The following is a 21962-nucleotide window of genomic DNA, read 5'->3' on the forward strand; positions in this document are numbered from 1 at the left end:
ACACTTCCCAACCGATTTCACCTTTTTTAACCAGAAACGGAGCAAAAATGGCGCTGGTCCAAGCTCACGACTTGCGACCCGCGGCTCGTGACTCCTACAATTTTCTTGCAACTTTCCCCAGTCTATAATACAATAGAAATCACTGAATTGTCACATTTTGAAATGAGGTGTTTTTTTGTCTGAGAAAGGTGTTTCTACGGAATCCTTCAGTTCCCGGCTGGGCTTCATCCTGGTCAGCGCCGGCTGCGCCATCGGCATCGGGAATGTGTGGAAGTTCCCCTACCTGTGCGGCCAGTTCGGCGGAGCCGCCTTCATCCTGATCTACCTAGTGTTCCTGCTCATCATGGGCATCCCGGTGATGGTCTGTGAATTCGCCATCGGCCGGGGCAGCCGCTGCAGCGCCGCCAAAAGCTTCGAGGCCCTGGAGCCTTCCGGCACCTGCTGGCACCGGTTCAAGGCCATCAGCATCGCAGGCTGTTACATGCTGATGATGTACTACACCACCGTCACCGGCTGGATGCTGTATTACTGCTGGCTCCATATCAAGGGAACTTTTGTGGGGGCCACTCCCCAGTTCATCACCGCCACCTTCGGAGCCATGCTCCAAGATCCGGCCAACCTGCTGTTCTGGATGGTGCTCACCTGCGTGCTGGGCTTCGGGGTCTGCTACCTGGGGATCCAGAACGGGGTGGAACGGATCACCAAATGGATGATGAGTGCTCTCCTGCTGCTGATGATGGTCCTGGCTGCCCATTCTCTGTTCCTGGAAGGTGCGGAAAAAGGCATCCAGTTCTATCTGGTGCCCAATTTTGCCGCCCTGGAAAAGCTGGGCTGGGGAAATGTGATCTACGCCGCCATGAGCCAGGCTTTCTTCACCCTGTCCATCGGCATCGGAGCCATGCTGATTTTTGGGGCCTACCTGCCCCATGGCCGGAGCCTGTTCGGAGAAGCGTCCACCATCACCGCCCTGGACACTTTTGTGGCCCTGATGGCCGGATTCATCATCATCCCCGCCTGCTTCGCCTTTGGCATCCAGCCGGATGCCGGCCCTTCCCTGATTTTCCTGACCATCCCCAACCTGTTCGTCCAGATGCCGGGGGGCCGGTTCTGGGGTATGCTGTTCTTCATCTTCCTGTCCTTTGCAGCCCTGTCCACGGTCATCGCCGTATTTGAAAACATCATTGCCTTTGGTATGAACCTGTACGGCTGGAGCCGGAAAAAGAGCGTGGCCGTCAACGGGCTGGCCATTGTGCTCCTGAGTATCCCCTGCGTCCTGGGCTTCAATCTGTGGAGCGGCTTCCAGCCCCTGGGCCCCGGTTCTTCCGTCCTGGACCTGGAAGACTTCATCGTCTCCAACAATCTGCTGCCTCTGGGAAGCCTGGCCTTTGTACTGTTCTGCACCAAAAAGAACGGCTGGGGCTGGAAGAACTTCCTGGCGGAAGCCAACGACGGGGAAGGCCGGAACCTGCCGGCCTCCCTCCGGAACTATCTGCTGTATGTGCTGCCCCTGCTGATCATCACCATCTACCTGAAAGGGTACTACGACATGTTCAGCAAACAGGGACCGGCAGTACTGGCCAAGTGGCTGGTCCTGGCCTTCCTGTTTTTGGGTTTCATCTTCTACACCGCCAGCAGGAAAAAAACACAGTAAAAAACAGCTGTGGACACGGTCGGTTCTTGCAGCCGGCTACCCGTCCACAGCTTTTTTTGCATCCTTTGGGCTTTTAGTGTAAAATTGTAACATATTAATCATTCGTAGCATAGAAGTGAGGTAGAACTTATGTCAGAACAGCAAAGCACCCGTGATTCCTTCCAATCCCGTCTGGGTTTCATCCTGGTCAGCGCCGGCTGTGCCATCGGCATCGGCAATGTGTGGAAGTTCCCCTACCTGTGCGGCCAGTACGGCGGAGCCGCCTTCATTCTCCTGTATCTCCTGTTCCTGCTGATCCTGGGGATACCCGTGCTCCTGTGCGAATTCGCCCTGGGCCGGAGCAGCCGCCAGAGCGTGGCCCGGTGCTTCGACCGGCTGGCTCCCGCCGGCAGCCGCTGGCCCCGGCTGAAGTACATCGGCATCGCCGGGGTCACCCTGCTGATGCTGTACTACACCACCGTCACCGGCTGGATGCTGAATTACTGCTGGCTCCATCTGAAAGGGACCTTTGCAGGCCAGTCCCCCGCCTTCATCCAGAGCACCTTCCAGGCCATGCTGGCCCAGCCTCTTTCCATGGGCTTCTGGACCTTCCTGTCCTGCTTTCTGGGCTTTGTGGTCTGCTACATGGGGCTGGAAAAAGGCATCGAGCGGATCACCAAAGTGATGATGAGCGCCCTGCTGCTGTTGATGATCATCCTGGCAGTCCATTCCCTGTTCCTCCCCGGAGCAGAAAAAGGCATTGAATTTTACCTGGTGCCCAATTTCGCAGCCCTGGAAAAACTGGGCTGGGGAAACGTGATCTACGCCGCCATGAGCCAGGCCTTCTTCACCCTCAGCGCCGGCAATGGCGCCATGATGATCTTTGCTTCCTATATGGACAAAAAACGGAGCCTGCCGGGAGAAGCCCTGACCATCACCGCCCTGGACACCTTTGTGGCTCTCATGAGCGGCTTCATCATCATCCCCGCCTGTTTCGCCTACGGAATCCAGCCGGATGCCGGACCCTCCCTGATCTTCCTGACCATTCCCAACCTGTTCACCCTGATGCCGGGAGGACGGATCTGGGGCAGCCTGTTCTTCGTGTTCCTGTCCTTTGCCGCCCTGTCCACGGTCATTGCCGTGATGGAAAGCATCATCGCCTGCTTTCGGGAGCTGCTGGGCTGGGACCGGCCCAAAGCCGCCTGGTTCGTGTTCGCCCTCATCGCCCTGGGCAGTATCCCCTGCGTGCTGGGCTTCAACCTGTGGAGCGGTTTCCAGCCTCTGGGACCGGGCACCGGCGTCCTTGACCTGGAAGACTTCATCGTTTCCAACAACCTGCTGCCCCTGGGCGGCCTGACCTTCGTCCTGTTCTGCACCCGGAAGAACGGCTGGGGCTGGAACAATTTCCTGGATGAAGTGAACCAGGGAGCCGGCCGGAACCTGGCGGACTGGTGGAAACAGTATTATACCTGGGGCCTGCCCCTGGTGATCCTGGGGATCTACCTGAAAGGCTACGACGATCTGTTCGCCAAACAGGGTCCCGCCGTCCTGGCCCAGTGGATGCTCATCGCCCTGGCATTCCTGGGGTGGATCGGGTACTGTGTAAAGGGATGTGGAACGAAAAAAGAATAAGAAAAAAAGGGGGGAGTCACCCCCCCCCGGTCAACGGTCAGCTGACAAAAAGGGAGATGTGAAAAAATGATTTCTCATTTTTTCACATCTCCCTTCTTTTTTACCGCTCCAGCTCCTTCGCTGTTACGCCCGGATGCCTGTACTGGTCCTCTTTCAGGACCACTCTGCCCCGGACGGTGATGGCCTGGTGGGGACAGCCGTGGAGACAGGCCAGACAGTGGAGGCAATGGTCCCCCATGACGGCGTACTTTTCTCCCAGATGGATGTTTTCCACCGGACACAACCGCACGCATTCTCCGCATTTTTTGCACCGGTCCGGATCCACCTGGATGCGCATGTACCAGTCTCCGATGGCGTGGCCGATGGGATTGTCGAACAGGCTGGCCATGAGGGACCCGGTTTCCAGGCTGTGATTTTCTTTCCGGTTCCGGATGGCTTCGACCGCTTCCTTCACTACTTCCGGTTCCTTGTTCAGCTTGTGCAGATCGTAGCCGATGTGGGACCTGCCGCAGATGGTGCTGTTGGCGATGAGCGGCACGGCCCGGCTCCAGGAAAGCCTGCAGCCCTGCGCCTGCAACAGGTTCTGCAGGGTCCGGAACGTGCGACCCCAGGAACTGCCGCAGGTGGCCAGGGCATAGATATAGGATCCTTCCGGAAAATCATGGCTGCGGACAAATTCCGCTACATTGGCAGGCACATCTCCATAATACACGGGAAACACCAGACCGATGGCCGGCCCTTCCAGCACCGTTCCGGACGTCCGGGTAATGGAAATGATTTTGTCATCCAGGGCTTCGCCCAGCTCCCGGGCCAGTGCCAGAGAATTGCCGGTGGTGGAAAAATAGTAAATCATGATTTTTTTCTTCTCCTGATACAGAAAATCCAGGGTCTCACAGAGACCTCTGGATTTTTTTGGGTTTTCGGTTTTCGTCCAACGATACATACACAAACAGGGCATCCGCTGCCCGGATGGGTTCCTGCTCTTCCTGTTCCGGTTCCATCCAGGCCACCACTTCCACGTCCATGGAGGTATTTCCCACCCGGACCACCCGGCCTTCCAGCTGCAGCACGGAACCATAGGGAATGGGGACATAAAAGTTCATACCCTTGACGGCCGCTGTGGTCACCCGGGTCCAGGCAAACCGGTGGGCGGTGATGCCGCTGAGTTCATCCATCCAGCCCATCAGGGTACCGCCGAACAGATGGCCAGCGGAATTGGCCATGGACAGCATCACCGACCGGGTCATGATCACCGGCTGGTTGTGCTCCTGTTTCATGCCTGCTCCTGGAGGGCTCGGGTCAGTACGGCTTCAAAAGCCTCCGCCACCGCCTGGTACCCTTCCTTGTTGGGATGGAGTCCGTCCTGGAACATGCTCCGGCCGGTTTTTTCTTCCGCTTCACGGAGGACTTTTTCATAGTCCAGCACCGGCAGGTTCCGGCGGTCCGCCTCTTCCTGGAGCCACTGGCGGTATTCCCGGAGTGCGGCATTGTGCTTTTCGAATTCGCTGGGCAGCTGCCAGCCTTTTTCTGTGCTTTCGATCCGGGTCAAAGGAGGGATTCCCAGGATCACAATGGGCAGCTTGGCGTCCCGGGCCTTGTCCAGGGTGCCGGAAATGTTTTCCTGAATGGAGCTCATGGGTTCGTCCAGCAGGATATCGTTCATGCCGCAGCACAGGAACACCCCGTCCGCCTTTTCATCCACCACATCCATTTTGAACATGCCCCACATCACCAGGGTCAATTTGCCCCCGGCAGCATTGTTCACCACATCGAAACCCATCTTTTTGGAAGCGATGTCATACCAGGTGTTGGCCAGAGTTTCGTTGGTGCAGCTTACCAGGCTGTCACCGATAAAAGCCATTTTCATAACTCATTCTCCTTCAGTCTTTTTTGTTGAAATCCACACCCTGGTTCAGGGCCGCCAGGGCGTTGATCACCACCTGGCTCATGAGCTTGGAGCCCACCACCAGGGCCTGTTCGTTGGGACAGAGTTTGGCATTGTGGAGGCCATGGACCGGTTCCCCTTCCGTACCGCAGCCCAGCCACAGGAAGCAGCCGGGGATGTCCTGCATGTAGAAGCCGAAATCTTCCGCCGTCAGGTCCGGCACCACATGGGATACCAGGCCTTTTTCGCCCAGCACCTGCCGGGCCGTATCCGCCACCAGTTTCGCCGGCACCGGCCAGTTGTCCAGCACCGGATAGCCATAGTAATAATTGAATTCGCAGTCCACTCCGGCAGAAGCCTTCAGTCCGTCCAGGATACCCTGGATGAATTCCGGGATCCGTTTCCGGTTGGTTTCGTCCAGGGTCCGGATGGTCCCTTCCAGGGTCACTTCGTCAGGCACCACATTGTACCGGGAGCCCCCGTGGATGGTGCCGATGTTGATGGTGGCTGTAGCCAGCGGACTGACCCGGCGGCTGACGATGTGGCTCACCTGTTGGAGGAAATCCGCCGCAGCCATAATGGCATCGATGCCTTCCTGGGGATGGCCGGCATGAGAGGTGCGGCCTTTGATTACCACTTTGATCCGGTCGGACCCGGCCATCATGGCCCCTTCCTTCACCCCGATCTGGCCGCAGACAAAGTTGGGCCATACATGGAGACCGAATACCGCCTTCACATCCTTCAGGAACCCGTCCTTCATCATGTACCGGGCGCCGCCGGTGGGAGCCAGTTCTTCCGAAGGCTGGAACAGAATCCGGACACTGCCCTGGATCTCGTCTTTCCGGCGGAGGAGCCGCAGAATGGTCTCCAGCAGGGTGGTCATGTGGATGTCATGGCCGCAGGCGTGCATGACGCCGGGATTCTGGGACGCATAGGGCAGCCCGGTGTCTTCCCTGACGGAAAGGGCATCCATATCCGCCCGGAGCGCCACCATGGGGCCGGTTTTGCCGCCCTGGATGGTGGCCGCCACCCCGTAATGGCCCTGTCCCCGTACCGGATCCAGGCCCAGTTCCTTCAAAATGCCGAAAATCTTTTCCGAAGTGTTCTTTTCCTCCGTGCTGACTTCCGGGTGTTCATGGAACCACCGGCGCCATTCCACACATTTTGCTTCCAGAGCATCTTCCGTCATATGCAGTACGTCCATTGAAATCCCCTCCCAATCCAATGCGTTCCAAATCACGATCATCAGAAAATCTTTTCAATCAACGGCTTTATTCTACCATTTTTGGGGGAATTTGAAAATGGGGCTGTGGCAGACGCAGCAGCTCCGTCAACGGTCAGCTGTCAACGGAGACCATCTGCCGGGAACAGATGATTCTGAATGGAAACGCAGCTGACGCTGCAACCCCACCACACATGCTGCCCATGGCCTGTGGTGGGGTAGCAGCCTTCAGACTCCGGATTTGAGCCGCCATACGGTTCTACAGCTAGAGGGTGCTGCACAAAATGTACAGCACCCTCTCTTTTCACGCATATTCTTCTCCGTCCCACAGGACGATGGTGCCGGTCTCCAAAGACTTGGGCACGTTGATGATCCGCTGGTTTTCGCTGCCCTTGAAGCGCAGGTTCAGGTTCTTTTTGCTTTCCACAAATTCCCCGTCCACCAGCACATCCAGATACCCCAGCATCTCCCGGGTAATGGCCGGATCGCCCAGCTTTCCGGCCAGCATGTCGTGGTCGAAAAGATAGCCGCTGTAGCACCAGATGGTCTTTTTCGGATACCGCTCCCGGATGTGCCGCAGCACCCCCACCAGCACTTCCTGGTTGGCCGGTTCGAAAGGTTCGCCCCCCAGGAGAGAGAACCCCCGGATGTACTCCGGTTCCAGGTCTTCCAGGATTTCCTGCAGCTGGGCCTGGGTAAAGGGCTTGCCGAAGGCGAAATCCCAGGTTTCCTGGTTGAAACAGCCTTTGCAGTGGTGGGTACAGCCGCTGACGTACAGGGAAACCCGTACCCCGGGGCCGTTGGCCACGTCACATTTTTTGATGGTTGCGTAATTCAACGAAAAGCCCCCTTACAGATGCAGCACTCTGGATTTGATTTCTTTGGTTTTCCCCACGTTCCAGAAGTTTTCTCCCAGATACCCGCAGGTCCGCCGGGTCACGTTCATCTTGGACTGATCCTTGTTGTGGCACTGGGGGCATTCCCATTCCAGATTGTCATTGATCTGGATTTCTCCGTCAAAGCCGCACACCTGGCAGTAGTCGGACTTGGTGTTGAATTCCGCGTACTGGATGTTGTCGTAGATGAACCGGACCACGTCTTCGATGGCGGTAGGGTTCTTCTTCATGTTGGGGATTTCCACGTAGGAAATGCATCCGCCGGAGGAAATGGGCTGGAACTGGGATTCGAACTTGAACTTGCTGAAGGCATCGATGGGTTCCCGTACATCCACATGGTAAGAGTTGGTGTAATATCCCTTGTCGGTGATATCCTTGATGGTTCCGAACCGTTCCTTGTCAATCCGGGCAAACCGGTAGCAGAGGGATTCCGCCGGAGTCCCGTACAGGGCAAAGCCCAGGCCAGTCTTGGCTTTCCAGTCATCGCAGGCCTTGCGCAGCCGTTTCATCACCCGCATGGCGAATTCTTCCCCTTCGGGGGTGGTGTGGCTGCAGCCCTTCATGGCCTTGGTGCATTCGTACAGGCCGATGTATCCCAGGCTCAGGGTGGAATAGCCGCCTTCCAGCAGCTTGTCGATGGTTTCCCCTTTCTTCAGGCGGGCAATGGCGCCGTTCTGCCAGTGGATGGGGCTCACATCGCTGCGGATGCCCTTCAGGGCATTGTGCCGGACCATCAGGGCTTCATAGCACAGATCCAGCCGTTCATCCAGCAGCTTCCAGAATTTTGCTTCGTCCCCTTTGGCAATGATCCCGATCTGAGGCAGGTTCAGGGACACAACCCCCTGGTTGAACCGGCCTTCAAACTTGTAATTGCCTTTTTCGTCCTTCCAGGGAGACAGGAAGGAACGGCAGCCCATGGGAGAGAATACATTGCCCTGGTAGATCTCCCGCATTTTCTTGGCGGAGATGTAGTCCGGATACATCCGTTTGATGGAGCACTGGACCGCCAGTTTGGTCAGATAGTCGTACTTGCCGCCCTTCAGGCAGTTGAATTCATCCAACACATAGACCAGTTTGGGGAAGGCCGGGGTCACGTAGACACCCACTTCGTTCTTGATGCCTTCCAGCCGCTGCCGGAGGATTTCCGCAATGATCTGGGCATTTTCCTCAATGTATTCATCATGGGGATCCAGGTGCAGGAACAGGGTCACGAAAGGAGACTGTCCGTTGGTGGTCATCAGGGTATTGATCTGGTACTGGATGGTCTGGACCCCGCTGGCCAGTTCATCCTTCATCCGGCTGTCCAGGATGGCTTCCATTTCATCTTCCGGCAGCTGACCATGAGTGGTTTCGATCAGGCGCTTGCGGAATTTTTCCCGGCTCCGGCGCAGGTATTTGCCCAGGTGGGATACATCCACGGACTGGCCGCCATACTGGGCAGAAGCCACGGAAGCGATGATCTGGGTCATGACGGTACAAGCCACCTGGAAGCTCTTGGGGCTTTCGATCAGCTTGCCGTGCATCACCGTGCCGTTGTCCAGCATATCCCCCAGGTTCACCAGGCAGCAGTTGAACATGGGCTGAATGAAGTAATCCGCATCGTGGAAATGGATGACACCCTGATCATGGGCCCGGGAAATCTTTTCCGGCAGCACCACCCGGCGGGTCAGGTCACGGGACACTTCCCCGGCAATCAGGTCACGCTGGGTGGACACCATGACGGCGTTCTTGTTGGAGTTTTCCTCCATGACATCCTTGTTCTTGTTGCTGATCAGGCTCAGGATGGATTCATCGGTGGTGTTGGCCTTCCGGACCAGGGCCCGGTTGTAGCGGTAGATGATGTAGGCCTTGGCCAGTTCATAATGCCCCCGGATCATGATCTGTTTTTCCACCATGTCCTGGATGTCTTCCACCAGCAGTCTCTTTTTGTTCTTGTGTTCCACAAAGGAAGCAATCTCTTCGATGTCTTCCTGTCTCAGCCGTTCCTTTCCTTCCACTGCCTTGTTGGCTTTGGATATGGCAGTGACGATTTTATTCCGGTCAAAAGAAACCGTGGATCCGTCCCGTTTGATAACCTTCATGCCCGCTCCCCCTTGTATATCTTTCTAATAATTTTACGTTTTTAATAATTACTTTCCTTATTGTACATCAAAAACAGCTGCAGTACAAATGGTCTTAGCCTTTCCGCACTCACCGCTGGTAGTAATCATACACCATATTTTGTTTTTCGGCAACCTATATCTTGTGGCGTTTTTCTATTTATCCCGTAAGAGAACACAATAGATAGTATGTTTCATAGAGAAACACGCCTGTTACGGTTTTTCCCCGGAAAATGTTTTTTCTCTTCCGGGACAGTTTCTGCCCCACAGAAAAACAGAGGGCGGAATGGGCTTCTCCGTCCTCTGTTACAGATTTTTGGGTTTACAGTCAGTGGAGGTAACACTCCCCTGTCACTTTTCTTCCGCAGCCAGACGTTCCTGGAATTCCTGCCGGATGGCAGCCAGTTCTTCCGGATTTTCAACCAGCTCCAGCACCGTATCCGCCAGGATCTTGGCCCCGAAGACCACCGCCCGGTGAGCCGCCTCACTTTTGCCGGCGGCGATGAATTCCGGGGAATGGGAACTGGTCCCGTCAGGGACAAAGGCCACCCGGATGCAGGAGCCGGGCACCCGGTGCATCACATTGGCAAAATCCGTGGAACCGGTGCGCTGCCGGGGAGGCTGACAGTTGGGGGCCTGGAGCCTGCGGGCATGCTTCATCAGCAGATCATTGAGCCGGAGATTGGGGATCTTGTTGTCCAGCACCTTGTCCAGCCGGATTTCCGCTTCCGTTTCCGTCATCATGGCTGCCCCCTGGAAGATCTTTTCCAGCCGGACCATCAGTTCCTTCACCGCTTTCACCGTATTGGCCCGGACCATCACCTGGGCCCGGGTCAGGCTGGGCACCACATTGGCCGCCGTGCCCCCGGCATCGGTGATGTTGTAATGGAGCCGCACATCATCGGTCACATGTTCCCGGAGACATTCCATCCCGTGGAAGGCCAGGCACATGGCATCCAGACTGCTCCGGCCGGCTTCCGGTTTCAGGGCCGCATGGGCCGCTTTTCCGTGATAGGTCAGCTGCCAGGCTGCATTGGCCAGGCATTTGATGTCCGTCTGGGTGGCCGGTCCCCCATGCATCATCAGGGCCACATCCAGCTCCTCAAAGGTGCAGCCGTTCCGGATCATGATGTATTTGCCGCTGATGTTCTCTTCCCCGGGAGTCCCGTACACCGTCAGGGTGAAGGGACGGTCTCCCGCCGCCTGCTGGACGGCTAGAGCAGCTCCCAGGATGGCCGGTCCCTGCATCTGGTGGCCGCAGCCATGGCCCATCCCCGGCAGGGCATCGTATTCGCACAGAAGCCCCAGGTTGGGTCCTCCTTCCCCGTTTTTCCACACGGCCCTGAAAGCGGTTTCCAGTCCTCCCACACCCCGGGTAACGGCAAACCCATGGGCTTCCAGCCAGTCCGTCAAAAGACCGCTGGCAAAGACTTCATGAGGTCCGATTTCCGGGTGGTCAAAAATCCGGTCCGCCATTTCCGTCAGTTCTTTTGCATATCCGTCCACACAGCTGTTGGCACGGGCAATCATTTCTTCCAGCATTTCATTCTCCTTCTGCACTATCCTTCACCGGTCTTTACGCTTCGCTCTATATTCTGCACTCTTCCCTCTGCACTCATCCCATCACACGGGTCCCAAATGGATCAGCTGGGCCACAGAAGCTAGGACGCATCCCATCAGCAGCCAAATCAGGAACAGTTTCCACATGAACCGCATCCACCGGTCATAGGGAATGTTGGTCACCCCCAGTGTCCCCATAAGGGCTGTGGACGTGGGCAGTATATAATTGCAGAAGCCATCACCAAAATTAAAGGCCAGTACGGCTGTCTGCCGGGTCACGCCCAAAACATCGGACAGAGGGATCATAATGGGCATCACAGCCACCGCCTGGCCGCTGCCGCTGGTCAGGAACACATTGATCAGCGTATTGGCCAACACCATACCGGGTGCGATGATTCCCGCCGGCAGTCCGTCCAGCAGGACAGCCATAGCATGGACGATGGTATAGGTGATTTTCCCGTCGTTCATGATGGTGCTGATGGCCGTGGCCATACCGATGATGTAGGCGGCTCCCAGCATCTGTTTGCTGCCGGCAATGATATCCTTGCACATTTCATTGGGACTGGCACCGCTCAATAAGTCAGCCACCACCGCATACACCAGAAAACCGGCAGACATTTCTGCCATGCCCCAGCGCAAAGCAATGGCTCCGTAGATGATCACTCCAAAGGTCAGGACCAGCAGGGCCAGAGGAATCGCTTTCTGACGGGTCATTTTCCCCGTTTCTTCCAGATCCATTCCTCCAGTGGTAGCCCGGGTCTCCTGATCCAGGTCATACATGGGACTCTGTTTGGGATCAGCCTTGATTTTCCGTGCATACCGAATCAGGTAGATATTGGTGATCACATAATATATTGCGAAACAGATGGCCCGATACCACAGTCCGGAATACAGGGGCAGATCTGCTATAGTCTGGGCTACCACCGTGGTATACATATTCAGGGTACCGGTGGCAAAGCCGATGGCCCCGCCCAACAGCAGGATGGATGCCCCGGTGATGGAATCCAGTCCCATGGCCATGGCCAGCATCACCATCACCGGTCCGAAGGGTATGAACGTATTGGCACCCTGGGTGGTGCAGATCAAGCCGAAGATCAGGGTCAACGCCGGCAGGAAGATCTCAAGCCGATCCGAGAATTTTCTGGCTCCCATGGCCAGGATGGCCTGCAGGGAACCGGATTTTGTCACGATGTGGAAGGCAGCCCCTGCCATCAGGATCACCATCATCAGATCGATCCGCTTGTTCATAGCCTTCATGATATACAAAGGAATCTTCAGGGGATTGATGCCGCTTTGGGCCACATAATGGAAGGTTGCCGGATCCAGGACTTTTTTGTCCCCTGGTCCCTTGACAAAGTCGTACATCCCCGCCGGAATGATCCAGGTCAGAAGGACCGCCACCACGATCAACGCAAAGATGATGATGAAGGTATGAGGGAAACTGACTTTCTTTACCGCTTTCAATTTGGCTGTTGCCTCCATTTCATTCACTCCTTTTTTATACCCGCACGATTGATGGTTTTATTGTAGGATAGATCATCCATCCTTTCAAATTGCTCTTTTTCATCAAAATGATAAAGTTTATTTATCATTTTACCCGGCAGGCTCCGCATCCATGGTATAATAAATCAATCAACTCCAGGAGTCTAAGGAGGCAAGCCATTATGCCCTTTAATCTGAAACAATGCCACTACCTGGTCACGCTGGCCGACTGTAACAGCTTCCATCAGGCCGCCAGGACTCTGTTCATCACCCAGCCCACTCTGAGCATCGCCATGAAAAAGCTGGAGCAGGAAATGGGCCAGCCCCTGTTCCAGAAGCAGGGCCGCAAAGCCCAGCTGACGCCAGCCGGGCGGCTGGCTCTATCCTACGCCCGGAAGATGCTGCAGTTGGACAGAGAACTGGCCAGAGAGCTGAAAGCCCTGCGGCAGAATTCCCAGAGAGACCTGCATATCGGCACCTATTTGCTGTTTTCCACCCTGCTGATGCCTCCTCTCCTGGCCGCCATCCATAAATCCCATCTGCCAGTAGACCTGAAGCTGCACCATCGCCACGGTTTTGAACTGAAGGATGCGCTGCGCCGGGGTGAGTTCGACCTGATTCTGTGCATCCAGGACAAGCCAGATCCGGAATTTTCCTGTGTACGCCTGAAACAGGAGACCCTGCTGGCCATCCTGCTGCCCGATAATCCCTGCTGCCAGCAGGCCCGTCCCCTGGAAGGCCTGTCCTGGCCCTATTTGACTCCTGCGGCACTCTCTGGAGAGACCCTGTTTCTGCAAAGTCCCATCCAGCAAATTCGCCACCAGGAGGATCGACTGCTGGAACAGGGTCTGAAACCCGCAGCCTGCAAAGAGATTGCCAGCATCGAAACAGCCCTTGGACTGGCCGCAGAAGGCCTGGGGATTTCCTTTACCATGAGCTGTTACGTGAAGGCCCTGCATCCAGCCCATCCGGTCCGCTATTTTGCCACCGGAAACCTGCAGGAAGCCCCCTGGCTGACTCTGTATTACCGAAAGGAACTGGAAGGAGATCCTGTATTGGAGACCCTGATCCATCTGTTGCGTGAAATCGTCCAAACCATCTTATAAGGAGGCATTCTTTTGTCGCTACTGTCCGCCTATAACCAAAAAAAGAAGACCGTCCCGGAGTTGCTTTCCCTGCTCCAGGACGGTGATTATATCCTGTCCGCCCAGGCACTGGCTGAACCGGTGATCCTGCTGGAACAGTTCCCCCTGCTCCACCAATGGGGGCGGAAAAACCTGGTGTTCAATTCCTGTATGCCTGCCCGGGATCTGGCCTGGTACCATGATCCGGCCATGCGGGAAACCCTGGAGCATGTCTGCTGGTTCTTCAGTCCCCCGGCCCGGAAAGCCCATCAGAAAGGGCTGTGCAGTTTCCTTCCCGGGTACTCCACCAACCTGGTACGAAAGACTTTCCAGCAGCTCCGCTCCCAGGGCCGCCGCCCGGTACTGCTGGCTACGGCTTCCCCCATGGATGCGGAGGGAAATTTTTCTCTTTCCATCAGCGCCCTGTTCGAAAGAGAAATCATCGATAACGGGGCCCTGGTCCTGCTGGAAGTCAGTTCCCGGTATCCCCGGACCCATGGAGATACCACCCTGTCCCTGTCCGCCGTGACGGCTTTTGTGGAAACGGACCGGCCGGTACCGGAAATGCCGAAAACCACCCTGCGGCCCGTGGACCAGGCCATCGGCACCCGGATCGCCGAACTGATCCCGGATGGTTCCACCCTCCAGCTGGGGGTGGGGCACATTCCCGATGCGGTAGCCATCCGGCTGAAAGATCGCAGGCACCTGGGCATCCATTCCGGCATGTTCAGTGAGAGCCTGATGGAACTGATCCGCTGTGGAGCCGTGGACAATTCCCGGAAAGGCTTTCATCCGGGAGAGACAGTCACAGCCTTTGCTGCCGGCAGTCAGGAACTGTACCGGTTCCTTCACGAAAACAGGGATATCCTGATCAAAGGCGGATATTATACCAACGCTCCGGCTGTCATTGCCCAAAACCGGAACATGGTCTCCCTGAACACCGCCCTGGAAATCGATCTGACCGGCCAGTGTGCCGCTGAATCCATGGGGTTTACCCAGTGGAGTGCTACGGGAGCCCAGACAGAAACCGTGGAAGGGGCCCAGCTGTCTCCCGGCGGCAAATCCATCCTGGCCCTGCCCTCCTGCTATACGGCCCGGAGCCGGACCGGAGAAAAGGTCCTTCGCTCCAAGATCGTACTTTCCTTCCGGCCGGGCACCATCGTCTCCACCTCCCGGAACGATGTGGATTACGTTGTTACAGAATATGGCACAGCCTGGCTCCGAGGTCTTTCCGTGGACAAGCGGGCCAAAGCTCTCATTGCCATCGCCCACCCGTCCTTTCGGGACCAGCTGACCGCCGACGCCAAAAAATATGGACTGATTTTTTAATACACATAAAAAGGGGCTGTGAAGAAATGAGGATTCATTTCTTCACAGCTCCTTTTTTGTTGTCTCTTTTTACTCCTGGCAGTAAAAAGCAAGAGAAAAAGGGTATACTTCCCCCTTTCCCCCTTTCCCCCAAAACTCAGCTTTTTAAAATTAAGCTGCCATATCCATATGTGCCTGCTGCTTCCTATGGTATTTGTACAGGTTGAAGCCAATAGAAACCAGAAAAACTTCCATTTTCACTGAATCCATGCCTCTTCGGACAATCCGGTCATATTCCCGATCGTTCTTCATCACTCCGAAAGTACCTTCTGCCTGGATAGCACGGTTCCTTCTCAGCAGAAATCCGCGGGTATCTGTCAATCGTCCGATGACGTCAGCATGGACCTTTGTAAGTTCACGATTCAGGCTGATCCGTCTGTTATGAGGTGTTTTCTTGCAACGTTCTGCATAAGGACAGCCATTGCAGTCCTCACATTCATAGATTTCTTCCTGACGGCCATATTGGTTGCCTTGAATGTTTTTCCTGTAGACGAATTTGAACTTCTTTCCATTGGGACAGAGCAACGCTCCATCAACCGTCGTCTTGAAATTAACCGCACGGAATGGGTCCTCGTGATACTTCTTGTCCGTCGTTTCTTTGAAGAACATGGGGAATTTCATACAGGCTTCCATCCCATGTTCGCTGCAGTACAGATAGTTATTGAATGAACCATACCCTGCGTCAGCTACTGGATATTTCGGATAGATCCCATGGTGCTCATAAAACTTTTCCAGAAGGGGAACGAAGCAGTCCATATCTGATCTGTACTGGTTTACGTCAAGGACCGCTATGTATTCATCAGCTATGCCAACTTGGACGTTATATGCCGGCAGCAGCTGGTCGTTTCCCATGTAGTCTCTCTTAATCCGCATAAACGTAGCTGAATGATCCGTTTTAGAATAGCTATTACGATTCTCTCCACAGATACTCAATTTCTTTCCATATTCCTTAAGTTTCTGCAGATACACTTTTAGTTTTTCGTAATTCCGCTGTTCCGGACTCTTATGGTGTCCTTTGCCATGGGCAAATCTTTCCTCGTCCAGTTCCCAGATTTCGTGAAGTTTGCTCAGGATGAGCTCCAGATATTCAGGAGCATATTCTGAATTGTTTTCGGCTTTCAGTCCACCACAGCTCAGCATCTCGTTGATTTCTTCCAGGAGTGCTGAGATTTTGGCAAACAGCCGGAATCTCGATTTCTCCGTACCTTTTTTCCAGACCCAGGAGTATTTGTTGGCATTGGCTTCGAATTTGGAGCCATCGATATAGAGGTGGTCCAGGTCCACATGCTCTTTGGTGATGATTTCTTGGGTAATTTCATAAAAGAGCGATTCAGCTTGATTCATCAGGACAGTATTGATGAAATATCCGAAAGTCCGATAGGACGGGTGTTTACCGTCCATAAGGTATTTATAGCGGATATTGACTTTGCAATTGTCTTCCAGCTTTCTGAGAGAGATGCATCCTTCATCCATAAACCCGAACAGAACCGTTTTCAACATATTGATGGGATTATATCTGATTCTTCCCAACTCATGAGCAGGAAGTTTGCTCAGATATTTGCGTAAATCGATTTCCTCCATAAATCTGTCAAATGTGAAAACCGGATCTGTGATATCCAGGCACTCAGAAAAAAATGCTGGTAAAATTCCCTGTTTGGGAGTACCATAATACACAGTTAGGTTTTTCATAGCAGTTAAATTCTAACACGAAAAAGGACTTTCGATTCACAAGAATCGAAAGTCCCTTTCGTTTTCATGGAGCTATTATTTCACAGCCCCTTTCCATTCGCTGAAGACTCGAGACCAGTGACTAGAGACTCAAAAAAAAGAAGGAGCTGCGCTTGCACAGCTCCTTCTTCGTATCGGCTTACAGGCTTTCTGCGAAAGCTTCCAGAGCGGTCTGGGCCTGACCAAAGTCCCGGGTCATCTGGTCCACACCAATCTTCACATGAGGAATGTGGTGGGCATCCAGAGCCTTCTTCAGATCAGGATATTCCATTTCTTCCGGATCGCAGAACTGCATCATGAACACGATCAGTCCTTCTGCGCCGCTTTCTTTTACCAGATTGCAAACGTGTTCAGAACGGGTATTCTTGGCAAATTCAGGATCGTACAGCAGAACATCGTTCTTCTGTTTGGAGAACTGTACAGCCAGAGCCTGCAGGCCGTTGTCCAGATCTTCCGGAGCATCCACGGCAAAGCTGCGGCTTTCATAAGCGCAGTCATCAGCAGCAATGGCCAGTTTGTTGTCATCCATGGCTTTCAGGATGCCGGGCATGTTGTAGATGATGCCGGAAACAACCACTTTGTGGCCGTCGAACTTGCCGGCAGGAGCAGCTGCCAGTTCCTTGTTCAGTTCTTCCAGCTTTTCGGTGTATTCATCCTTCAGCATGAAGTAAGCGGCACGCAGTACGGTGGCCCGTACGGAAGCCGGGATCAGATCAGGATGTTCGTTGGCCAGTTTGCAGAATTCGCGGCGGGCAGCACGGCTCTTGTTGTACACTTTGATGGCATCCAGGATGGCATCATTGGTGATTTCATGGCCGCAGATTTCTTCCAGATGGCCTTTCACTTCGCTGTAGGCATCATAGGTGAACTGCTTGCCGGCGGCATTCTGACGGACCTGGGGATGAGCCAGGAAAATAACCGGCATCTTGTCTTTCATGGCCACTTTGAAGTTCTGGCTCATGGGACGCAGGGTATCACACAGTACCGGAGTGATGATCCCGTCCAACCCATCCAGGGTCCCGTCCAGCAGCATTTCCAGAGACTGCTGGGCAATGGTGCAGTAGAAGGAAGCACAGTATTCCTTGGAACGGACTTCCTGTTTGCCATTGCAGCCCCATACACCCATGGGAACCATGCCTGCAGCATAGACCAGTTCTTCCGGAACATAGTACGGCAGGCAGCCGATGGCTTTTTTGCCCTGGGCTTTATATTTGGCCAGCATGGTCTTCGGGCTGGCAGATACTTTTTGGAACTCTTCAATAAGTGCACTGATAGCCATTGTTATTTCCCCTTCTTTTCATCATTTGCTTCCATGGCTTCGACCAAGCCCTGAACACGGGTCTCATACTGAGCCGCGTTGAAGTTTCTCGGGTCAGCCTGGTCACCGTCGAATCCAGCAGTGGGGATACCCATGTCTTTGGTGAAACGACGCTGCATTTCAGGCATGTAGCCGCTCCAGGGTTTGCAGGACCGGTTGTAGTGAACCAGTACGCCGTCAACCTTGTTGTCGCGGATCAGGCCTTCACGCCAGGCAACACCCTGTTCGATGCTGACGGAGTTCGGGGCTTTGCAGTAGGCTTTGACCAATTCGTCCAGGTTGTTGTACACGAACCCGAAAGCAGGAGCATATACAACGCCGGTGATGTTCAGGCCGTTGGCTTTCAGCGGTTTGAACAGGTTCGGCAGTTTCGGCCAGCAGGGGATCCCTTCGAACATGATACGATGCTGTTCTTTGAAGGGAGCGGTGGTGGTGCCTTCCTTCACATGCTGTTCCAGTTCCTTGGCCAGCAGTTCGAAAGCTTCAGCAGCTTCCACACGGCCACGGGCGGTAACCACGTCAGCCATATGGTTGAACAGGTCGAACCCGTTGAACGGAGCCGGTTTGTACTGCAGGTAGTCGCAAACCTTCAGCCATGCTTTGGCAGTACGGTTGGCGTTCTGGCAGCACTGTTCGAATTTGTCTTCATCGAACTTCTTGCCGGTGATTTCTTCCATTTGACGGATGGCCGTATCCAGCTGGGACCGGATGTATTTCACGTTGGCTTCGTTGACATGGTCGAATTCGTTGTAAGGAACGTCGATCATGATCAAAGGAATGTTGTGCCGACGGGCAATGTCTTCATACCATTTGGTCATGCAGTTGCAGATGTTGTTGCAGCACAGCACGAAGTCCGGCATGGGCATGGTCATCTGACGATATTTGTGCAGGGCATTCTGGCGGCGGGTCTTTTCTTCCCCTTCCGGCAGAGCAGCGATTTCATAGATGTTGTCGGTGGTGGCAAAGGGTTTCAGGGTCTTGGGATCGATTACGGGTTTGCCATCTGCGTCGAATACCTTTTTGCCATTGGCATCTTTCATCTGTTTGCCGCTGTGGGGGTTGATGACATAGTTGCCATCTTTGTCCATTTTGTTGGCACCCCGGAACCCGGCAGCATAAGCCAGGGAAATACGGGCATAGCCGCAGATATCGTTGTCATAACCGATATCTTCTGCAGCCTGGCACATCACTTCGCCGTCACGGTTGGCAGCGATACCAGCAGCCTGGTTTTCCGGATACCCAACATGCAGACCGAAAGATTCAGCCAGTTCGCAGGGGAACTTGGAAGAGGACCAGCCTACTTTTTCTCCTCTTTCTTTGGCTTCCCGCAGTTCTCTGTAAACCTTTTCAACTACATCTCTCAATGCCTGAACGCCAGGGCTTACTGTCTTTGGCATAATGATCCTTCCTTCTTTACATGATATACAGCTTATTTGGCTGCTTTTTTATACGCATACAGAGCGGCACCCAGGGCACCGTTGTACTGAGCCAGGGGAGACGTCTTGATTTCCACGCCAAGGCCTTCTTCCAGGGCTCCTCTCACGCCATAGTTCTGGGCTACACCGCCGGTCATGACCACGTCTTTCACAATCCCCACCCGATTGGCAAGACCAATGACCCGGCTGGCTACAGAACGATGGATCCCGGCAATGATGTCGATCTTGTCGGTTCCTTTGGACAGCTGGCTGATGACTTCACTTTCTGCAAACACAGTACAGGTGGAGCTGATAGCCACCCGTTTGGTGGATTTGGCTCCCAGCTCAGCCAGGTCGGAAACCTTCACTTCCAGGATATTGGCCATAACATCCAGGAAACGGCCAGTCCCGGCAGCGCATTTATCATTCATCTGGAAATTGGTCATGGTCCCGTTTTCCACATGGATGACCTTCACATCCTGCCCGCCGATATCGATGACGGTATGGACGTTGGGCCAGATAAAGCTGGCGCCCATGGCATGGCAGCTCAGTTCGCTCATCTGCTTGTCGGCAATGCCTTCCAGCGAATTGCGTCCGTAGCCGGTAGCCAGGGTAAAGGCCATGTCTTCTTTTTTCATGTGGGCATTTTCCAGGACTTCCGAAATAGACCGTGCGGGACCGGAAGTTCCGGTCCCCACGGCTACCAGGGATTTCGCCACGATTTCTTTTCCATCTTTCAGGATAATGCACTTGGATGCAGTAGATCCAACATCGATTCCCAAGGTATAGATACTCATTAAAACATTTCCTCCGTAAGGATTATTTCTTTACGAAAGTCTCAAACTCTCTGATGGCACGAGGCAGAATCATCTGATGGAACGGGCAGATGCTTTCCGGATTCTGATAAGCAGCTTCCGTGAAGGCTTCCACATACCCGCGGATCTTGTTCATGTCCACGATTTCATCCACCAGACCCAGTTCAGCACAGACTTTCGGACGAGATTTGGTGTAGAAAGCCTGGATCAGGTTGTTCATCTTGTCGATGGTCGGCTGCAGATCCTTGCCGGCTTTCCGGTCTTTGGCCAGTCTCCGGGAGTACATGGCGGTGGCAGCGGTTTCACCGTTCATAACGGCGATTTCCGTAGCAGCGGTACCGATGGAGAAGGCGTTGGTGTCATTGCCCTGAGGCCCGCCCAGTACGTAGTGGGCAGCAGCCGTGCCTTTTCTCAGGGTAATTTCGAATTGAGGGATGTGGGAAGTCTGGATGGAGTAGATCAGGGACTGGCCCAGACCCAGCAGTTCAGCCTTTTCCGCATCGTTGCCCACATCGATCCCGGTGGTATCCTGGATCCAGACGATGGGCAGACGGTCTCTGGCGCACAGGGTGACGAATTCATTCATTTTCACCAGACCCTGGCGGTACAGTTTGCCGCCGATCCCTACGGAGCCTGCAGCCTTGTATTCAGGGTAGTTCATCAGGAGACCCTGGACGTTGGCCACAACGCCCACCAGCAGGCCGTTGACTTTGGCCAGACCGGTGACCATTTCAGGGCCGTAGCCTTTTTTGTATTCATGGAGTTCGCTGTTGTCGAACAGGCGGGCAATTACATTGTAGATGTCATAAGCCCGTTTGTCGTTCAGAGGAACCATGCTGTACAGGTCGTCAGCCGGGAATGCCGGTGCTTTCGGATCGTCCACCCGGAAGAATTCAGGATCGTATTTCGGCAGCATGCCTACATACTTCTTGATCCCTTCCAGAACGCCTTCTTCGGAAGCATAGACTTCACGCATGAAACCGGTTTCGGTGTAGTGGATGTCGACAGCTCCCGGAGGTTCGGTCTTGCCGGTACGGTCCACCATGTCGGCGATTTCGTTGGCATATTCCAGGTCCACATGACCTTTGGGGTTCATGCCGCCCATAATGCCGGCGCCGCCCACAGCCATGTTGGCTTTTTCATGGGCAATGATCACCGTGGGGCTGATGGAATGATAGCCGCCGCCGGCAGGGTTGGTGCCGTAGATGCCAACGATGACGGGAATGCCCAGCTGGTTCAGTTCAGCGTTCCGGAAGAAAGGCGTACCGCCGCCACGACGGTTGGGGTATACCTTTTCCTGTTCGTCGAACTTAACGCCGGAGCAGTTCAGCACATACACCAGAGGCACGTGCAGGGTCTTGGCGGTATCGGAAGCCCGCAGCAGGCATTCAGCCTGGCCTGGCACCCAGGCACCGGCCAGCTTCTTGTTGTCGGAAGCCACGACCACGCACCATTTGCCGTTTACACGGCCCAGGCCCTTGACGATGGCCACGGAGCCGTTCTTGTTGCCCTGAGGGTTGAACAGGGTGTTCAGGGGTCTCCAGGAGCCCGGTTCCACCAGTTTTTCAATTCTCTGGAGAGCGGTCAGTTCCCCTCTCTTGTTTACATCAGCATCTGCCTTGCCGGCTTCCTGAGCCTCTTTGATCAGCTGATGGATCTCTTCTTCGATCTTTTTCAGCTGTTCTTCATTGGCGGCATCCGCCTTTTTCAGGGGTTTGCCCACCTGAGGCATATTTTGGAAATATCTAGGCATAGAGTAGAAACCCATTTAAATTCTTCCTCCCGAAT

General features: G+C 54.5%; 17 protein-coding genes. 4 read left to right on the forward strand and 13 right to left on the reverse strand.

Annotated features, from left to right (window positions below; genetic code table 11):
* The first annotated feature begins 175 nt into the window (after positions 1-175).
* A complete protein-coding gene (locus ACFER_RS09220; protein WP_012939139.1) occupies positions 176-1651 on the forward strand; it encodes a sodium-dependent transporter in 1476 nt (491 codons plus the stop codon).
* A gap of 129 nt (positions 1652-1780) precedes the next feature.
* Positions 1781-3262 carry a sodium-dependent transporter gene (locus ACFER_RS09225; RefSeq protein ID WP_012939140.1) on the forward strand — a complete coding sequence of 494 codons (1482 nt, stop codon included), beginning with the start codon at positions 1781-1783 and terminating at the stop codon, positions 3260-3262.
* Positions 3263-3362: 100 nt separating this feature from the next.
* Here the strand turns inward: ACFER_RS09225 and ACFER_RS09230 are convergent, their stop codons facing one another.
* From ACFER_RS09230 to ACFER_RS09265, 8 genes are all read right to left on the reverse strand, one after another.
* On the reverse strand, positions 3363-4115 hold the full coding sequence (locus tag ACFER_RS09230) for an EFR1 family ferrodoxin (protein ID WP_012939141.1): 753 nt from the start codon (positions 4113-4115) through the stop codon (positions 3363-3365).
* 37 nt (positions 4116-4152) lie between these two features.
* Positions 4153-4539, reverse strand: a complete 387-nt coding sequence (locus tag ACFER_RS09235) for an acyl-CoA thioesterase (protein WP_012939142.1) — start codon at positions 4537-4539, stop codon at positions 4153-4155.
* On the reverse strand, positions 4536-5129 hold the full coding sequence (locus tag ACFER_RS09240) for an SGNH/GDSL hydrolase family protein (RefSeq protein ID WP_012939143.1): 594 nt from the start codon (positions 5127-5129) through the stop codon (positions 4536-4538). Before ACFER_RS09240 ends, ACFER_RS09235 begins: the two co-directional genes overlap by 4 nt.
* A gap of 13 nt (positions 5130-5142) precedes the next feature.
* Positions 5143-6351 carry a M20 metallopeptidase family protein gene (locus ACFER_RS09245; RefSeq protein WP_012939144.1) on the reverse strand — a complete coding sequence of 403 codons (1209 nt, stop codon included), beginning with the start codon at positions 6349-6351 and terminating at the stop codon, positions 5143-5145.
* Between the two features lie 322 nt (positions 6352-6673).
* Positions 6674-7207 carry an anaerobic ribonucleoside-triphosphate reductase activating protein gene (gene nrdG, locus ACFER_RS09250; protein ID WP_012939145.1) on the reverse strand — a complete coding sequence of 178 codons (534 nt, stop codon included), beginning with the start codon at positions 7205-7207 and terminating at the stop codon, positions 6674-6676.
* Between the two features lie 12 nt (positions 7208-7219).
* Complete coding sequence (gene nrdD, locus ACFER_RS09255) at positions 7220-9346, reverse strand: anaerobic ribonucleoside-triphosphate reductase (RefSeq protein ID WP_012939146.1); 2127 nt, start codon at positions 9344-9346, stop codon at positions 7220-7222.
* 369 nt (positions 9347-9715) lie between these two features.
* Positions 9716-10906, reverse strand: a complete 1191-nt coding sequence (locus tag ACFER_RS09260; protein WP_012939147.1) for a M20 family metallopeptidase — start codon at positions 10904-10906, stop codon at positions 9716-9718.
* 81 nt (positions 10907-10987) lie between these two features.
* Positions 10988-12406 (reverse strand): YfcC family protein, encoded by a 1419-nt coding sequence (locus ACFER_RS09265; RefSeq protein WP_012939148.1) that lies wholly within the window; start codon positions 12404-12406, stop codon positions 10988-10990.
* 182 nt (positions 12407-12588) lie between these two features.
* On the opposite strand from ACFER_RS09265, the gene ACFER_RS09270 reads away from it, so the two are divergent.
* Both ACFER_RS09270 and ACFER_RS09275 read left to right on the forward strand, forming a co-directional pair.
* Complete coding sequence (locus tag ACFER_RS09270; protein WP_012939149.1) at positions 12589-13512, forward strand: LysR family transcriptional regulator; 924 nt, start codon at positions 12589-12591, stop codon at positions 13510-13512.
* Positions 13513-13524: 12 nt separating this feature from the next.
* Positions 13525-14859: an acetyl-CoA hydrolase/transferase family protein gene (locus ACFER_RS09275; protein WP_012939150.1), complete on the forward strand. Its 1335-nt coding sequence runs from the start codon at positions 13525-13527 to the stop codon at positions 14857-14859.
* Between the two features lie 150 nt (positions 14860-15009).
* Here ACFER_RS09275 and ACFER_RS09280 read toward each other — a convergent pair whose 3' ends face one another.
* The 5 genes from ACFER_RS09280 to gcdA form a co-directional block, all read right to left on the reverse strand.
* Complete coding sequence (locus ACFER_RS09280; protein WP_012937636.1) at positions 15010-16587, reverse strand: IS1182 family transposase; 1578 nt, start codon at positions 16585-16587, stop codon at positions 15010-15012.
* Between the two features lie 178 nt (positions 16588-16765).
* Positions 16766-17905, reverse strand: a complete 1140-nt coding sequence (hgdB, locus tag ACFER_RS09285) for a (R)-2-hydroxyglutaryl-CoA dehydratase subunit beta (RefSeq protein ID WP_012939151.1) — start codon at positions 17903-17905, stop codon at positions 16766-16768.
* A 2-nt stretch (positions 17906-17907) separates the two neighbouring features.
* Positions 17908-19341 carry a (R)-2-hydroxyglutaryl-CoA dehydratase subunit alpha gene (hgdA, locus tag ACFER_RS09290; RefSeq protein ID WP_012939152.1) on the reverse strand — a complete coding sequence of 478 codons (1434 nt, stop codon included), beginning with the start codon at positions 19339-19341 and terminating at the stop codon, positions 17908-17910.
* A 32-nt stretch (positions 19342-19373) separates the two neighbouring features.
* The gene (hgdC, locus tag ACFER_RS09295; RefSeq protein ID WP_012939153.1) at positions 19374-20156 is read right to left on the reverse strand and encodes a (R)-2-hydroxyglutaryl-CoA dehydratase activase HgdC; all 783 of its coding nucleotides are present in this window, start codon (positions 20154-20156) and stop codon (positions 19374-19376) included.
* Between the two features lie 22 nt (positions 20157-20178).
* The gene (gene gcdA, locus ACFER_RS09300; protein ID WP_012939154.1) at positions 20179-21942 is read right to left on the reverse strand and encodes a sodium ion-translocating glutaconyl-CoA decarboxylase subunit alpha; all 1764 of its coding nucleotides are present in this window, start codon (positions 21940-21942) and stop codon (positions 20179-20181) included.
* Positions 21943-21962: the final 20 nt, after the last annotated feature.

It is taken from the genome of Acidaminococcus fermentans DSM 20731, assembly GCF_000025305.1.
Lineage (GTDB): Bacteria > Bacillota > Negativicutes > Acidaminococcales > Acidaminococcaceae > Acidaminococcus > Acidaminococcus fermentans.

Bases quoted from the DNA above. Each gene is read 5' to 3' on its own strand.
- ACFER_RS09225 (WP_012939140.1), top strand. From the start codon at position 1,781: ATGTCAGAACAGCAAAGCACCCGTGATTCCTTCCAATCCCGTCTGGGT.
- ACFER_RS09230 (WP_012939141.1), bottom strand. From the start codon at position 4,115: ATGATTTACTATTTTTCCACCACCGGCAATTCTCTGGCACTGGCCCGG.
- ACFER_RS09235 (WP_012939142.1), bottom strand. From the start codon at position 4,539: ATGAAACAGGAGCACAACCAGCCGGTGATCATGACCCGGTCGGTGATG.
- ACFER_RS09240 (WP_012939143.1), bottom strand. From the start codon at position 5,129: ATGAAAATGGCTTTTATCGGTGACAGCCTGGTAAGCTGCACCAACGAA.
- ACFER_RS09245 (WP_012939144.1), bottom strand. From the start codon at position 6,351: ATGGACGTACTGCATATGACGGAAGATGCTCTGGAAGCAAAATGTGTG.
- nrdD (WP_012939146.1), bottom strand. From the start codon at position 9,346: ATGAAGGTTATCAAACGGGACGGATCCACGGTTTCTTTTGACCGGAAT.
- ACFER_RS09260 (WP_012939147.1), bottom strand. From the start codon at position 10,906: ATGCTGGAAGAAATGATTGCCCGTGCCAACAGCTGTGTGGACGGATAT.
- ACFER_RS09265 (WP_012939148.1), bottom strand. From the start codon at position 12,406: ATGGAGGCAACAGCCAAATTGAAAGCGGTAAAGAAAGTCAGTTTCCCT.
- ACFER_RS09270 (WP_012939149.1), top strand. From the start codon at position 12,589: ATGCCCTTTAATCTGAAACAATGCCACTACCTGGTCACGCTGGCCGAC.
- ACFER_RS09280 (WP_012937636.1), bottom strand. From the start codon at position 16,587: ATGAAAAACCTAACTGTGTATTATGGTACTCCCAAACAGGGAATTTTA.
- hgdB (WP_012939151.1), bottom strand. From the start codon at position 17,905: ATGGCTATCAGTGCACTTATTGAAGAGTTCCAAAAAGTATCTGCCAGC.
- hgdA (WP_012939152.1), bottom strand. From the start codon at position 19,341: ATGCCAAAGACAGTAAGCCCTGGCGTTCAGGCATTGAGAGATGTAGTT.
- hgdC (WP_012939153.1), bottom strand. From the start codon at position 20,156: ATGAGTATCTATACCTTGGGAATCGATGTTGGATCTACTGCATCCAAG.
- gcdA (WP_012939154.1), bottom strand. From the start codon at position 21,942: ATGGGTTTCTACTCTATGCCTAGATATTTCCAAAATATGCCTCAGGTG.